General features: G+C 40.9%; 7 protein-coding genes and 2 rRNA genes. All 9 read left to right on the top strand.

Going from position 1 to position 16387, the window contains the following annotated elements; all coding sequences use genetic code 11:
- Positions 1-304: 304 nt before the first annotated feature.
- The 9 genes from LMF32_RS13180 (at position 305) to LMF32_RS13140 (ending at position 16378) form a co-directional block, all read left to right on the top strand.
- Positions 305-1996 (top strand): alpha-glucosidase, encoded by a 1692-nt coding sequence (locus tag LMF32_RS13180; protein ID WP_230525025.1) that lies wholly within the window; start codon positions 305-307, stop codon positions 1994-1996.
- A gap of 26 nt (positions 1997-2022) precedes the next feature.
- Positions 2023-3852 carry a glycoside hydrolase family 13 protein gene (locus LMF32_RS13175; protein WP_230525024.1) on the top strand — a complete coding sequence of 610 codons (1830 nt, stop codon included), beginning with the start codon at positions 2023-2025 and terminating at the stop codon, positions 3850-3852.
- A 258-nt stretch (positions 3853-4110) separates the two neighbouring features.
- Positions 4111-5412, top strand: coding sequence for an extracellular solute-binding protein (locus LMF32_RS13170; RefSeq protein WP_230525023.1), 1302 nt, complete (start codon positions 4111-4113; stop codon positions 5410-5412).
- 157 nt (positions 5413-5569) lie between these two features.
- Positions 5570-6844: a sugar ABC transporter permease gene (locus LMF32_RS13165; RefSeq protein WP_230525126.1), complete on the top strand. Its 1275-nt coding sequence runs from the start codon at positions 5570-5572 to the stop codon at positions 6842-6844.
- A 3-nt stretch (positions 6845-6847) separates the two neighbouring features.
- Positions 6848-7705, top strand: a complete 858-nt coding sequence (locus tag LMF32_RS13160) for a sugar ABC transporter permease (RefSeq protein ID WP_230525022.1) — start codon at positions 6848-6850, stop codon at positions 7703-7705.
- A gap of 39 nt (positions 7706-7744) precedes the next feature.
- Positions 7745-8593, top strand: a complete 849-nt coding sequence (locus tag LMF32_RS13155) for a DUF1189 family protein (RefSeq protein WP_230525021.1) — start codon at positions 7745-7747, stop codon at positions 8591-8593.
- A 19-nt stretch (positions 8594-8612) separates the two neighbouring features.
- A complete protein-coding gene (locus tag LMF32_RS13150; protein ID WP_230525020.1) occupies positions 8613-10883 on the top strand; it encodes a glycoside hydrolase family 65 protein in 2271 nt (756 codons plus the stop codon).
- A gap of 818 nt (positions 10884-11701) precedes the next feature.
- A 16S ribosomal RNA gene (locus tag LMF32_RS13145) occupies positions 11702-13252 on the top strand.
- A 207-nt stretch (positions 13253-13459) separates the two neighbouring features.
- Positions 13460-16378 (top strand): 23S ribosomal RNA (locus LMF32_RS13140).
- Together the 16S and 23S rRNA genes form the textbook arrangement of a ribosomal RNA operon.
- Positions 16379-16387 lie beyond the last annotated feature (9 nt).

The following is a 16387-nucleotide window of genomic DNA, read 5'->3' as shown; positions in this document are numbered from 1 at the left end:
CTCCTCCAATATCTCAAAAATACACCATTACAATAGCATACCCAAGAAAGAAATACTAGCCTGTTTCCAATCATACCAAGTGATGAAGCATAAAGTATGATGAGTAAAAGCTGATATTTAAAAAGGTGTTTAACGAACTAATAAAGATACATACAGTACAGAAATGAACAAAAATGAAAAAACTTAAAAAAGATGTTATCGGTAACATTTTTTAAACCTTGTAAGTGCTTTCTGAATTCGTTAATCTTAGTACGAAGCATGAAATTAAAATGGATCATTAGATAATGAGTTAGGAGAGAACAAAATGGAAGAAAAGTGGTGGCAGCAAGCTGTTGTATATCAAGTCTATCCTGGAAGTTTTCAAGATACGAATCATGATGGTATAGGCGACGTCAGAGGACTGATTGAACGATTAAAGTATATTCAATCGCTAGGAGCTAATGTTATCTGGTTAAACCCTATTTTTCAATCTCCGCAAGTAGACAACGGATATGATGTTTCGGATTATTACACGATAGATCCTTTGTATGGCACTATGGAAGATGTAGAAGAACTGCTGGATAAAGCACACAATTTAGGGCTTAAAGTAATTTTTGATTTAGTACTGAATCATACTTCTAGAGAACATCATTGGTTTCAAGAAGCTATAAAAGGCAGAGACAATCCGTATCGAGATTTTTATATATGGAGTGATCCCAAGTCTGGTAATCAGCTTCCTAACAATTGGGCTTCTTTTTTTGGGGGCTCTGTGTGGGAAAAAGAACCATCAGGGGATCAATATTACTTTCATTTATTTGACAAAACGATGCCCGATTTAAATTGGGAAAATGAAAGGGTCCAACAAGAAGTAGTCAATATAGCTGACTATTGGTTAGAAAAAGGGGTAGATGGGTTTCGATTAGATGCATTCATACATTTGGATAAAGCTAAAGGATTTCCTGATGTACAAGCCAAAGAAGGAGAAATCGTTTTAGCGGAGGAATACTATTCTAATCTCGAAAAAGTAACGGACTATATAGCTGAAATGGCAAAAACACTTCGTCGGAAAAAAGAAGATATTTTTATATTAGGTGAAGCCGCATCAGCAGACGTACAGAAAGCAAGAGAATACTCTGATCCTGCAAATGGAGCGTGCGATACCGTCGTCACATTCCGCTTCTTTCCCATGGATGAGTCTCAAAAAGACCCTAGATTGCCAGCTGATATGCAAATTGAAAAACTAGACATACCGGCCTTTAAAAAGACTATGAGCGAATTTCAAGAAGGATTGAGCGATATTGGAGGACCAACTTTGTATTGGAACAACCATGATATGGCTCGTATGGTATCCCGTTTTGGCAGTACGGAAAAAGAAAGAGACAACAGTACAAAAATGTTGGCAACATTGATGTACTTGCAAAAAGGAATCCCGGTTCTTTTGAATGGAGAAGAGATCGGTATGAAGAACTTGGAACGTGATTCACTGGATGACTTCAAGAAGATGAAAGAAATTTATTTCATCGAGAAAGCTCAATCGTTAGGGTATTCAGATGAGTTTATTATTGAACAGCTGAATGCTAGAAGCATCAACGCGAGTCGCGGAGTTATGCAGTGGGATACCGGGGAATATGCCGGGTTCTCTACTACCCAACCATGGAGCGGAGTAAACGATGAACCTAAGTATACTGTTGAAATGCAAGAACAGGATGAAACAAGTATATTGAATTATTACAAGAAGTTGTTAAAATACAAAAAAACACCTTTGTTTACAAAAGGAGAGTTTAAACTCCTTGAAACAAATCATCATTTGTATTGTTACGAAAGAAGTTATGCAGACTTTACAGCTTTAGTTTGCTGCAATTTCAGTGATCATGAACAAGTAATCATGGATACACGGTTAACTAAACTGCCTTATACGACTATCTTACAAAATGATCATAATAAAATTGAAGCAGACAGAATAACGCTTGCTCCATATGGGGCAGCAGTAGTGGTGTTTGAACAAACAGAATACTAACTTGAATAAGAAATGAGGACCAATCAATGGACACATCAGCATTATTACATCGTCCAGATAGCGAATATGCTTATCTATATGATGACAACAAATTCAATATTCGATTACGCACGAAAGCTGGAGAAGCAGAAAAAATTACTTTGATCAGCGGGGATAACTACGCGTATAAAAAAGATGAATGGAAAGAAAACGAACAACCCTTAAAATTAATCGCTCAAACAAATATTCACGACTACTGGGGGATCGTCGCTTCAGCACCTCATAATCGACTAGCTTATGCATTTCATATTACCGGAAAAGACGGGATTGAAGTACTGTATTCAGACAGGGGAGCGTATCCCTATGAAGATCGATACATGGAAAACATCAATAGTTTTTTCCGTATGCCTTATTTCCATGACATTGACCGTGTAGCTATACCAAACTGGGCTCGGGAGACGATTTGGTATCAAATCTTTCCAGAACGTTTTGCAAACGGGGATAAATCCAATGATCCGGAAAACGTCTTGGAATGGGGAGGGAAAAAGCACCCTTCACGAGATGATTTTTATGGGGGAGACCTTCAAGGTGTAATTGACCATTTGGATTATTTAGTTGATTTGGGAATCAATGGGATTTATTTTACACCGATATTTAAAGCACCATCTAATCACAAGTATGATACAGTGGATTACTTCGAAGTCGATCCAAACTTTGGAGACAAGCAATTATTCAAAAATTTAGTTGAAGAAGCACACAAGCGCGGGATACGTGTCATGTTGGATGCGGTATTTAACCACATCGGGATGTCTTCTTACCAATGGCAAGATGTCCTGGATAAACAAGAAGCTTCGGAATACATCGATTGGTTCCATATCGATGAGTTTCCGATCAGATCGTTAGAAGGATTAAGTGCAGATGAATTGGAGAACGTAGGCCCATTGAATTATCATACTTTTGCATTTACTGGACATATGCCCAAATTGAATACAGCGAACCCGGCAGTTCAAAAATATTTGATCAATATCGCAACATATTGGGTAAGAGAATTTGGTATTGATGCATGGCGATTAGACGTAGCGAACGAAGTAGATCATCGTTTTTGGAAGAAATTCAATCGTTCTGTACGTAAGGTCAACCCTGATATCTATATTCTTGGAGAAATCTGGCATTCTTCTCAAAGCTGGTTGCAAGGAGACGAGTTCCATGCCGTAATGAATTATGCCTTTACGGAACAAATCGAAGAATTCTTTACCAATAAATCCAGTTCCGCTGTAAAAATGGTTTCCGGATTAAATGAGCAATTGATGCTGTACCGCAGACAAACCAACGAAGTTATGTTCAACATGTTGGATTCTCACGATACTCCGCGACTGCTGACAAAAGCAAATGGGAATAAGCAAATTGCTAAAGCAGAACTGACTTTTATGTTCGCACAAACGGGGTCACCGTGTCTTTTTTATGGAACAGAAGTTGGCCTGGAAGGGTATAACGACCCAGATTGCCGAAAATGTATGATATGGGATGAAGAAGAACGAGATAACGACATGTATCATTTCATAAGAAGTCTGATTACATTCAGAAAAGAACACCAAGATTTATTGAGTTTTGGTGAAACAGAATGGCTGGATGTCAGAGAAGACGAACGAGTGATTGGATTCAGAAAATTCTATAAAGGTACAGAAATCTATGGTTACTTCAATCAAGGGGAAGAAACTGTCTCGTTGAAGTACCATCAAGAGCCGGTGCCGATCTTTAGAAACTTAACTTCTATCAAAGCCAATGAGATACGTATTAAACAATACGGATTTGTATTGTTTACTTTAGGTGATGAAGTAAAGTTAGATCATGACAAATACAACTATCAAGAACACTAAACCATATTACAAAGCTATCCTCTTACTTTATATAGTAAATAAGGATAGCTTTTGTTTTGGAAACACAGTTTTGTATTTAAACAACTCAGAAACGGACGAGAATGAGTAGTAAATAAGATAGGATTGGATGTTTTGTTGGAGTTCGCATCAAAGCGATATTTCTGTTACCGGTAACATTCAGAAAACGTTTGCAAAAGTATATAATTTTCGTAATAATAAGGGTGTACTTAAAAAGAACACATTAGGGAGGAATTATTCATGGATCAAAAAAGATTTAAAAAATACTTAATGGGCGTTGTTTCTGCAAGCGCTCTACTGTTAGCTGCTTGTGGCGGAGGAGAGGAAGAAACTGCTGAGTCAAGTTCTGGAACAAATGATTCGACAGAAACTTCAGGTTCTAATTTCGATGGTGAAACGTTAAAAATCTCGATTGACCCAATGTATTCAGAATTCATTGAGGGTATTTCTGATTCATTCGAAGAAGAAACAGGAGCAACGATTGAAGTAGAAGAAAAAGATATGTTCGAAACTCTTGAAGCTTTACCTTTAGATGGTCCAGCTGGTTTGTCACCGGACGTTATGCTGGCACCGTATGACAGAATCGGAGGTCTTGGACAACAAGGGCATTTAGCTGAATACACATTACCGGACGACGGTCGTTACGATGACATCGACGAACAGCAAGTAACGATGAAAGATAAGATTTATGGAGCACCTTTCGTTATTGAGTCAATGGTTCTATATTACAATACAGATTTATTAGAAAAAGCACCTGAAACTTTCGAAGAGTTGGAAGCGTTAACGGAAGATGAGCAATACGCTTATGAAGGCGAAGCAGGAAAGAGTGTAGCTTTCTTAGCAAACTGGGTAGATTTTTATAACTCTTATGGCTTATTAAACGGTTTCGGCGGATATGTTTTTGGTGCTGACGGTACAGACCCTTCAGACATTGGTTTGAATAAACCTGAAGCTATCGAAGGTATCCAATATGCAACAGACTGGTTCCAAAACACATGGCCAAAAGGAATGTTAGATGTTACTACAGCTGGAAACTTTATTGATGAGCAATTCACAACAGGTACAGCTGGAGCAGTTATCAATGGTCCTTGGGCTGCATCAAATTATATGGAATCTGGAGTAAACGTAGGAGTAGCAACAGTACCAACATTACCAAATGGAGAAGAGTACCAACCATTTGCCGGTGGTAAAGGATGGGTAGTGAGCCAATATTCAGAAAATCCTGAACTGGGTCAAGCATTCTTAGACTTTGCTACAAACGAAGAAAACATGGAAGCATTGTATTCAGATTATACAAATGAAGTACCTGCTAACCAAATGGTAAGACAAACAATCATTGATGCTGACGATGACGAATTAGCAATGGCTGTAGTAAACCAATACAACGTTTCATCTCCAATGCCAAACATCCCAGAAATGGCAGAAGTTTGGGTAGGTGCTGAAACAATGATGTTTGATGCTGGATCAGGCAACAAAACTCCAGAAGAATCAGCTAACGACACAGTTAAAGTCATTGAACAAAATATTGAACAAAAATACTAAAAAAGATAACGTAAATACTAAATAGTAGGAACGTGATTTCGGCGGAGATGATCGACTATATCTCTGCCGAAAATTTTTAAGAAGGAGATGAATAATTGTGGAGAAGAGTGAAGTACAAAAGAAAAAAGTAGAATACTCTCCAGAAGATAAAAAATGCATCCAAAAAGCTGGTGTGTTCTCAATTATTCCGGGACTAGGACAGTTTTACAATAAACAATACTTTAAAGGAGCACTTTTTCTAGCAGTGTTTCTATTGTTTGCGATAGAGATGGTTTTGTTCGGATTCAACGCATTTGAAAATTTGATCACATTGGGTTCGATCCCTAGAGAAGACCATTCTTTATTTTTAATGATTCAAGGGACATTGCAGATTTTAGTTACATTGATTTTTATAGTGTTTTATGCAGCTAATATCAGTGATGCAAGACGTGTTGCAGCACTGAAAGCATTAACTCCTGAAAAAGTTAGTTACTCTATCAAAAATACATTATTAAACACTTGGAATAATGGTTTTGCTTACTTATTGACTATTCCAGCCTATATCTTAATGATATTTACCATTGTATTTCCTGTATTAGTGACGATTTTTATCGCTTTTACAAATTACGATTTTTACCATATACCACCTGCAACTTTGATTGATTGGACCGGTTTTGAAAACTTCGCTGCCATCTTTACATTGAGCACTTATCGAGATTCATTTGGGGCTGTATTTGGATGGACAGTAATATGGACACTTTCCGCCACAACACTGCAAATCATTATTGGTATTTTTGCTGCTATTGTAATGCACCAGCCATTCATTAAATTTAAACGGATTTTTGGTGTAATTTTACTCTTGCCTTGGGCAGTACCTGCTTTTATCACCATTCTTTCTTTTTCCAATATGTTTAACGACAGTGCAGGTGCAATCAACACTCAAGTAATTCCATTGATCAACAGTTTGCCATTCATTGATATTCCGGCTATTTCTTGGAAGACAGATCCTTTCTGGACAAAAATAGCCATCATTTCCATTCAAGGCTGGCTTGGATTCCCTTATATTTACGTCTTGACTTCTGGTATATTGCAATCTATTCCGGATGATTGGTATGAAGCTTCCATTATTGATGGAGCGAGCATATTGCAGAAGTTCAGATACATTACTTTGCCGCAAATTTTTGCGGTAGCCGCACCTGTTTTTATTACCCAATATACGTTCAACTTCAATAACTTCTCTATGATTTACCTCTTTAATGAAGGTGGACCTGGAAGTGTGGGGTCAGGAGCAGGAGCAACGGATATTTTGATTTCGTGGATCTACAAATTAACCACTGGAACTTCTCCACAATACAATATCGCCTCAGCTATCACGTTGATTATTTCGGCAATAGTGATCTTTGTGTCCTTACTAGTCTTTAAACGGACACGGGCATTTGAAATGGAGGATTAAGCGATGCAAAATACAAAAAAAGTTAAAACACAAAAAAATCAACGTATTTGGGGAAAAATCTTTACGTACCTATTCCTGTTGTTTATGTCAGTCATCATCATTTATCCGTTGCTGATCACAGTCACTTCTGCATTCAAACCGGGAAACTTATTGGCATTTAAGTTGGATTTTGATTTTGAATGGACGCTTAATAATTTTAGACGCTTATTTGCTGAAACACAGTATGGTCAATGGTACATGAATACATTGAAGGTGGCCGTTATGGCTATGCTGGTACAAGTTGCAGCTGTAACCTTATCCGGCTTTGCATACAGTCGTTACCGCTTTACTGGTCGAAAAGTAACATTGAAATTCTTTTTGATAATCCAGATGGTTCCAACAACTGCTGCTCTTACAGCGTTTTATGTAATGGCTTTGCTGGTAGGTGGACTAGATCAGCATTGGTTCTTGATTCTTGTGTATATCGGCGGAGGAATTCCAATGAATACTTGGTTAATGAAGGGATACTTTGATACGGTTCCGATTGAATTGGATGAATCAGCTCGTTTAGATGGAGCAGGCCATTTCCGTATTTTCTGGCAAATCATTATGCCGTTAGTACGTCCGATGATCGCTGTACAAGCTTTATGGGCTTTTATGAACCCATTTGGAGAGTTTATGCTGGCTCGCTTCTTATTACGGTCAACAGAAAACTATACAGTAGCCATTGGATTGCAAACGTTCATCAATAACCCGCAAAACCAACAAGTTGCGCTCTTTTCAGCTGGAGCGATTTTAATCGCCGTCCCAATTTCAATTTTATTCTTCTATTTACAAAAGAGCTTTGTAACCGGCTTAACAAAAGGTGGAACGAAAGGTTAAGTTTTGGCAGGTGTAACAGAAAAGGAAGTGAAATAACCATTGAAAACAGATACTTTTCCATTAAACTACTTTAAAACCATATGGAGCCCTAAAAAAATCATTGAAAAACGTCAATCGCTAAACTGGTTTCAATTGTTGTTTCTCTTAATATTTTTAAATGCTTTGATGATTGTTCCGGTAAGCTTGAATTATACAAGAATGGACAGTTATTCGTTGGACAATACTTTTCCGGAATCTTTTCAAATGCTGGACCAATCGGTAGTCAGTGAACTATCAAAAGCATCCATTAAAAATGGAGAAATGACGATAGATGAATTTGAGATCAACAATGAGCAGGGTGCAGTAATGGGCGGTATTTCTTCTGATAGAGCAGAACTAGCACTCCAGGAAGAAGAGAACACCATTCTATTTCTTAAAGATGAGTTGGTCATCAAAGAAACAAATCAATCCGCTTCTCATGTGCCTTATACAAAAGATTTTACACTTGAAGGAATTGAGTCAACCAATCAATTGAAAGAGGCTGTTTCGCAACAATGGTTTATAAAGAACCAATCATTTCTGATAGCAGTATTGTCTTTCATTCTATTTGTTTTATTGTTGGCTGAACTAGTGTTTTTGATTTTTGGAGCAGCTTTCTTCCTATATATAGCTTCAAAAAACAAACCGCTGTTGAAAAGCAGTTATAAGGAATCCGTTTCAGTTGTAATGTATGCAACGGGTGTTCCTACGATTTTAGCTATGTTGATAGGATTGATCGATTTCAACATTATTACTATGGTGACTGTTCAATCTATAGGTATGATCGGGTTTATCTGGGTAATTTATTATCATAATAGAATCAGTGAAATAAAAGCACAGAAAGAAATGTCTAAACAAGTTCAATATTAATCCAATGGGAGAGAGATAAATGAAAAGATTATTTGATATTGATCCATGGGAAATAAAGACAACGTCTCTTGATAAAATGAACAAACGTTTACAAGAAAGCATCACATCGATTGGAAACGGCTATATGGGTATGCGAGGCAACTTTGAAGAAGGTTATTCTGGGGATACACATATTGGAACATATCTAGCAGGTGTTTGGTATCCAGACAAAACTAGAGTCGGCTGGTGGAAAATTGGTTACCCAGAATACTTCGGAAAAGTGATCAATGCGACTAATTTTATTCCTATAGCTATATATGTGAATGATGAAAAAGTTGATTTAGCTGTTGATGCAGTAAAAGAGTTCAATTTATCTCTAAACATGCAAGAAGGAATTTTAAGACGCAGTTATGTGTGGAGCAAGGAAAATACAGAAATTCGTTTTTCTTTTAAACGTTACGTAAGTATCGTGCAAAAAGAACTGGCAGTGATCGAAGTAAAGGCAGAAATTTTAAAAGGCTCAGCAACTGTTAAATTCGATTCTTATTTGGATGGGGATGTCGAAAATGAAGACAGCAACTATGAAGAAAAGTTTTGGATAGAGCGACAAAGAGACAGCAATGAAAAAAGTTACTTGACTACAGATACAATAGAAAATCCATTTGGAACAGAACAATTTACAGTAACGACCATGATGCAGAATTTAGCTGAGGGAAATAGTCATCGAGAAACTAGAAACCAGCATATGTTAGTTGGCGAAACGATTGCTTTTGAACTGGGTGAGGGGGAACAAGCGTTAATCACCAAATTAGTGACAGTAGTGACCAGCAGAGACATAGCTGCAGAACAACAAGTTCAAGAAGCCAGCTATTTATTAGATGCAGCTGTTCTAAAAGGGACAGAACAACTAGAAGCTGAACATAAAGCTGCCTGGAAAGAACGTTGGAGCAAAGCAGATGTGAAAATTGAGGGAGACGATGAAAGTCAGCAAGGCGTCCGTTTCAATATTTTTCAACTCTTTTCTACCTACTACGGAAATGACTCTCGTTTGAACATTGGACCAAAAGGGTTTACTGGAGAGAAGTATGGCGGAGCAACGTATTGGGATACTGAAGCATTTATATTACCGATGTATTTGTCTACATCAGATAAAGAGGTTACAGAGCAACTTCTTGACTACCGGTACAACCAATTAGAAGGGGCATACCATAATGCTCGACAACAGGGGCTAAAAGGCGCATTATACCCGATGGTGACATTCAATGGTATTGAGAGCCATAACGAATGGGAAATCACTTTCGAAGAAATCCATCGTAATGGAACAATCGCCTACGCTATTTACAATTATACGAACTACACGGGAGACGATTCATACTTGCAGCAGAAAGGGATTGAAGTCCTAGTAGGAATATCACGTTTTTGGGCTGATCGCGTTCATTTTTCTAAAAGAAAGAATAGTTATATGATTCATGGTGTTACTGGACCGAATGAATATGAGAACAATATAAACAATAACTGGTACACGAATAAAATGGCGACATGGACACTGCGTTACACAATTGAAAGCTTAGCAAAAGCCTCTCCCGTTAAGAAAGAAGAACTAGAGATCAGCGAAGAGGAAGTAGCACAATGGCAAGATATTATCGAACGGATGTATTATCCATACGATGAAGAATTAGGCGTATTTGTTCAACACGATACATTTTTAGATAAAGATTTACAAACCGTAGATTCACTAAGTCCGGATGAAAGACCGATCAATCAAAACTGGTCTTGGGATAAAATTTTGCGCTCGCCGTTTATTAAGCAAGCAGATGTTCTTCAAGGACTATATTACTTGAATCATGAGTTTAGTATAGAAGAAAAAGAACGAAACTTTGATTTTTATGAGCCTATGACAGTACATGAGTCTTCTTTATCACCAGCTATCCACGCTATTTTGGCAGCTGAATTAGGGAAAGAAGAAAAAGCTGTTGAATTTTATGCTAGAACTGCACGATTGGATTTGGATAACTACAATAACGATACAGAAGATGGATTGCACATCACTTCTATGAGCGGAGGATGGTTGGCTATCGTTCAAGGATTCGCTGGTATGAGAACAGCTAACGAAGAGTTGGCATTCAAACCCTTCTGTCCACCGAATTGGTCAAGTTACAGCTTTTTGGTAAAATACCGTGGTCGATTATTAGAAGTCCAAGTAACAAAAAGTGTTGTAACGGTTCAATTAAAAGAAGGAGAACCGTTAGAAATCAGATTGTATGATAAAAAAGAACGATTAGAAGATGCTGTATCAACTTCAGTCAAATAAAATAGTGTTGCAGTAAACAATATCGTGATAAAAATAAGCTTAGAAGGAAATCTTAGGGATAATGTAAGATTCTTTTTGAGCTTATTTACTTTTATCCGCTGTTCTGTTCTCAAAAAAGAAATTGAGATGCATTGAGAATAGAGCTGTGAAAACAAAATTTATCTCGTAGTAGAATATTAAAGTAAAAAGAAAAGCGAACATAAACGTTTTTAGTAGAGTTATACTGGTTGGAAAATGATAAATGTATATATATTCGTATTAGAATAACTGGTAATTGTTCGCTATTTCAACTAATTGTATTTTTAATTTAATTAATAGTTGACCAAATACAGAAAAGTTGATATAGTATTAAATGTCGTCAGGGAAGACTTGTAAGAGTTTACTTGATGAAAAAACATTTTTTGTATTTTTAGTATTGACACAATATACAAAATAAGTTAAACTCATAAGAGTTGATAGGTAAGAGAGCTCGTCTCTCGCGTTTTGGATAAATATTCAATAAAAAAAGAAAATATTCGAAATAACTATTGACACAACGATGAGAAGTTGATATACTAACGAAGTTGTTGATGCAAAGTGTCTGAGAAAAAGTTGAAATAACTGTTGACACTAAGTTGGAACGATGATAGTATTAAGAAGTTGTCGCTGAGGCAACGCAACACAAAATTAGACCTTTGAAAACTAAACAAAGTAAGACGAACCAAACGTGTAAGGAGTTTCGGCAAGTGCCGAAACAACAACATTAGTGAATAATTATTCGCTAGCAATCAATTAATGAGCTTCAAGCATCATTAAGCAGTCACCTTCGGGTGACGACTTTATATGAGAGTTTGATCCTGGCTCAGGACGAACGCTGGCGGCGTGCCTAATACATGCAAGTCGAACGCTTCCTACCGGTGCTTGCACCGGGAAAGAAGAGTGGCGGACGGGTGAGTAACACGTGGGTAACCTACCTACAAGCGGGGGATAACATTCGGAAACGGATGCTAATACCGCATAGATCTTTTTGTCTCCTGGCAGAAAGAAGAAAGACGGTTTCGGCTGTCACTTGTAGATGGACCCGCGGCGCATTAGTTAGTTGGTGAGGTAATGGCTCACCAAGACGATGATGCGTAGCCGACCTGAGAGGGTGATCGGCCACACTGGGACTGAGACACGGCCCAGACTCCTACGGGAGGCAGCAGTAGGGAATCTTCCGCAATGGACGAAAGTCTGACGGAGCAACGCCGCGTGAGTGAAGAAGGTTTTCGGATCGTAAAACTCTGTTGTTAGAGAAGAACAAGGATGAGAGTAACTGCTCGTCCCTTGACGGTATCTAACCAGAAAGCCATGGCTAACTACGTGCCAGCAGCCGCGGTAATACGTAGATGGCAAGCGTTGTCCGGATTTATTGGGCGTAAAGCGAGCGCAGGCGGTTCTTTAAGTCTGATGTGAAAGCCCCTGGCTCAACCAGGGAGGGTCATTGGAAACTGGAGAACTTGAGTGCAGAAGAGGAAAGTGGAATTCCATGTGTAGCGGTGAAATGCGTAGATATATGGAGGAACACCAGTGGCGAAGGCGACTTTCTGGTCTGTAACTGACGCTGAGGCTCGAAAGCATGGGGAGCAAACAGGATTAGATACCCTGGTAGTCCATGCCGTAAACGATGAGTGCTAAGTGTTGGAGGGTTTCCGCCCTTCAGTGCTGCAGCTAACGCATTAAGCACTCCGCCTGGGGAGTACGACCGCAAGGTTGAAACTCAAAGGAATTGACGGGGGCCCGCACAAGCGGTGGAGCATGTGGTTTAATTCGAAGCAACGCGAAGAACCTTACCAGGTCTTGACATCCTTTGACCACTCTAGAGATAGAGCTTTCCCTTCGGGGACAAAGTGACAGGTGGTGCATGGTTGTCGTCAGCTCGTGTCGTGAGATGTTGGGTTAAGTCCCGCAACGAGCGCAACCCTTATTATTAGTTGCCAGCATTCAGTTGGGCACTCTAGTGAGACTGCCGGTGATAAACCGGAGGAAGGTGGGGATGACGTCAAATCATCATGCCCCTTATGACCTGGGCTACACACGTGCTACAATGGATGGTACAACGAGTCGCAAAACCGCGAGGTTAAGCTAATCTCTTAAAGCCATTCTCAGTTCGGATTGTAGGCTGCAATTCGCCTACATGAAGCCGGAATCGCTAGTAATCGCGGATCAGAACGCCGCGGTGAATACGTTCCCGGGCCTTGTACACACCGCCCGTCACACCACGAGAGTTTGTAACACCCAAAGTCGGTGAGGTAACCTTCGGGAGCCAGCCGCCTAAGGTGGGACAGATAATTGGGGTGAAGTCGTAACAAGGTAGCCGTATCGGAAGGTGCGGCTGGATCACCTCCTTTCTAAGGATATAACGGAACTTTACACGGTTCGCTTTTACTTTGTTTAGTTTTGAGAGGTTTAGTCTCTCAGAACTTTGTTCTTTGAAAACTGGATATTGTCTAATAGAAACATTTAAGTAAGAAAACCGAGAAAACACCGCGTTTTAAATGAGTTTTTTAATGTTCTTATCGTAAGATAAAACAAGTAATACCAATTTAGTAATGATAGGTTAAGTTACTAAGGGCGCACGGTGGATGCCTTGGCACTAGAAGCCGATGAAGGACGGGACGAACTCCGATATGCTTTGGGGAGCTGTAAGTAAGCTTTGATCCAGAGATTTCCGAATGGGGGAACCCAGCATCTTTAATAGGATGTTACTGCTGACTGAATACATAGGTCAGTAGAGGTAGACGCAGAGAACTGAAACATCTAAGTACCTGCAGGAAGAGAAAGAAAATTCGATTCCCTGAGTAGCGGCGAGCGAAACGGGAAGAGCCCAAACCAGAAAGCTTGCTTTCTGGGGTTGTAGGACTGAACACATAGAGTCATAAATGAACGTCGTAGAAGAAGCGTCCTGGAAAGGACTGCCGAAGAAGGTAAAAGCCCTGTATTCGAAACGACTTTCACTCTGATCAGTATCCTGAGTACGGCGGAACACGAGAAATTCCGTCGGAATCCGGGAGGACCATCTCCCAAGGCTAAATACTCTCTAGTGACCGATAGTGAACCAGTACCGTGAGGGAAAGGTGAAAAGAACCCCGGAAGGGGAGTGAAATAGCACCTGAAACCGTGTGCTTACAAATAGTTAGAGCCCGTTAATGGGTGATAGCGTGCCTTTTGTAGAATGAACCGGCGAGTTACGATTACATGCGAGGTTAAGTTGAATAGACGGAGCCGTAGCGAAAGCGAGTCTGAATAGGGCGAATGAGTATGTGGTCGTAGACCCGAAACCAAGTGATCTACCCATGTCCAGGTTGAAGGTGTGGTAAAACGCACTGGAGGACCGAACCCACGTACGTTGAAAAGTGCGGGGATGAGGTGTGGGTAGCGGAGAAATTCCAATCGAACTTGGAGATAGCTGGTTCTCTCCGAAATAGCTTTAGGGCTAGCCTCGGAATGTAGAATCATGGAGGTAGAGCAACTGTTTGAACTAGGGCCCCTTATCGGGGTACCGAATTCTGATAAACTCCGAATGCCATTGATTCATGTCCGGGAGTCAGACTGCGAGTGATAAGATCCGTAGTCGAAAGGGAAACAGCCCAGACCACCAGTTAAGGTCCCAAAGTTTATGTTAAGTGGAAAAGGATGTGGGGTTGCTTAGACAACTAGGATGTTGGCTTAGAAGCAGCCATCATTTAAAGAGTGCGTAATAGCTCACTAGTCGAGTGACCCTGCGCCGAAAATTTACCGGGGCTAAACATAACACCGAAACTGTGGATAGAACCATTGGTTCTATGGTAGGAGAGCGTTCTAAGGGCGTTGAAGCTAGATCGTGAGGACTAGTGGAGCGCTTAGAAGTGAGAATGCCGGTATGAGTAGCGAAAGACGGGTGAGAATCCCGTCCACCGAATGACTAAGGTTTCCTGGGGAAGGCTCGTCCTCCCAGGGTTAGTCGGGACCTAAGCTGAGGCCGAATGGCGTAGGCGATGGCCAACAGGTTGATATTCCTGTACCTGTTTGTTTTGTTTGAGCAATGGAGGGACACAGGAGGCTAAGAAATGCGTGCTGCTGGATATGCACGTCCAAGCAATGAGTCTTGAAGTGAGTGAAATGCTTGCTTCTCTAAGGATGAGTTGTGATGGGGAGGGAAATTAAGTACCGAAGTTTCTGATGTCACACTGTCAAGAAAAGCTTCTAGTGAGAAACAAACAGCCCGTACCGCAAACCGACACAGGTAGTCGAGGAGAGAATCCTAAGGTGTGCGAGAGAACTCTCGTTAAGGAACTCGGCAAAATGACCCCGTAACTTCGGGAGAAGGGGTGCTGACCATTGGTCAGCCGCAGTGAATAGGCCCAAGCGACTGTTTATCAAAAACACAGGTCTCTGCTAAATCGAAAGATGACGTATAGGGGCTGACGCCTGCCCGGTGCTGGAAGGTTAAGAGGATGGGTTAGCTTCGGCGAAGCTCAGAATTGAAGCCCCAGTAAACGGCGGCCGTAACTATAACGGTCCTAAGGTAGCGAAATTCCTTGTCGGGTAAGTTCCGACCCGCACGAAAGGCGTAACGATTTGGGCACTGTCTCAACGAGAGACTCGGTGAAATTATAGTACCTGTGAAGATGCAGGTTACCCGCGACAGGACGGAAAGACCCCATGGAGCTTTACTGCAGTTTGATATTGAGTGTCTGTACAGCTTGTACAGGATAGGTAGGAGCTAATGAAGCCAGGACGCCAGTCTTGGTGGAGGCATTGGTGGGATACTACCCTTGCTGTATGGCCACTCTAACCCTCGACCATGATCTGGTCGGGAGACAGTGTCAGACGGGCAGTTTGACTGGGGCGGTCGCCTCCTAAAATGTAACGGAGGCGCCCAAAGGTTCCCTCAGAATGGTTGGAAATCATTCGTAGAGTGTAAAGGCAGAAGGGAGCTTGACTGCGAGACCTACAAGTCGAGCAGGGACGAAAGTCGGGCTTAGTGATCCGGTGGTTCCGCATGGAAGGGCCATCGCTCAACGGATAAAAGCTACCCTGGGGATAACAGGCTTATCTCCCCCAAGAGTCCACATCGACGGGGAGGTTTGGCACCTCGATGTCGGCTCATCGCATCCTGGGGCTGTAGTCGGTCCCAAGGGTTGGGCTGTTCGCCCATTAAAGCGGTACGCGAGCTGGGTTCAGAACGTCGTGAGACAGTTCGGTCCCTATCCGTCGCGGGCGTAGGAAATTTGAGAGGAGCTGTCCTTAGTACGAGAGGACCGGGATGGACACACCGCTGGTGTACCAGTTGTTCTGCCAAGAGCATCGCTGGGTAGCTATGTGTGGAAGGGATAAACGCTGAAAGCATCTAAGCGTGAAGCCCCCCTCAAGATGAGATTTCCCATCACGTAAGTGAGTAAGACCCCTGAGAGATGATCAGGTAGATAGGTTGGAAGTGGAAGTCTAGCGATAGGCGGAGCGGACCAATACTAATCGGTCGAGGACTTAACCAAGATTTTAGG

It is taken from the genome of Desemzia sp. C1 (genome assembly GCF_020882875.1).
Classification (GTDB): Bacteria; Bacillota; Bacilli; order Lactobacillales; family Carnobacteriaceae; genus Desemzia; species Desemzia incerta.
This window is presented reverse-complemented; position numbering and strand designations above follow the sequence as displayed.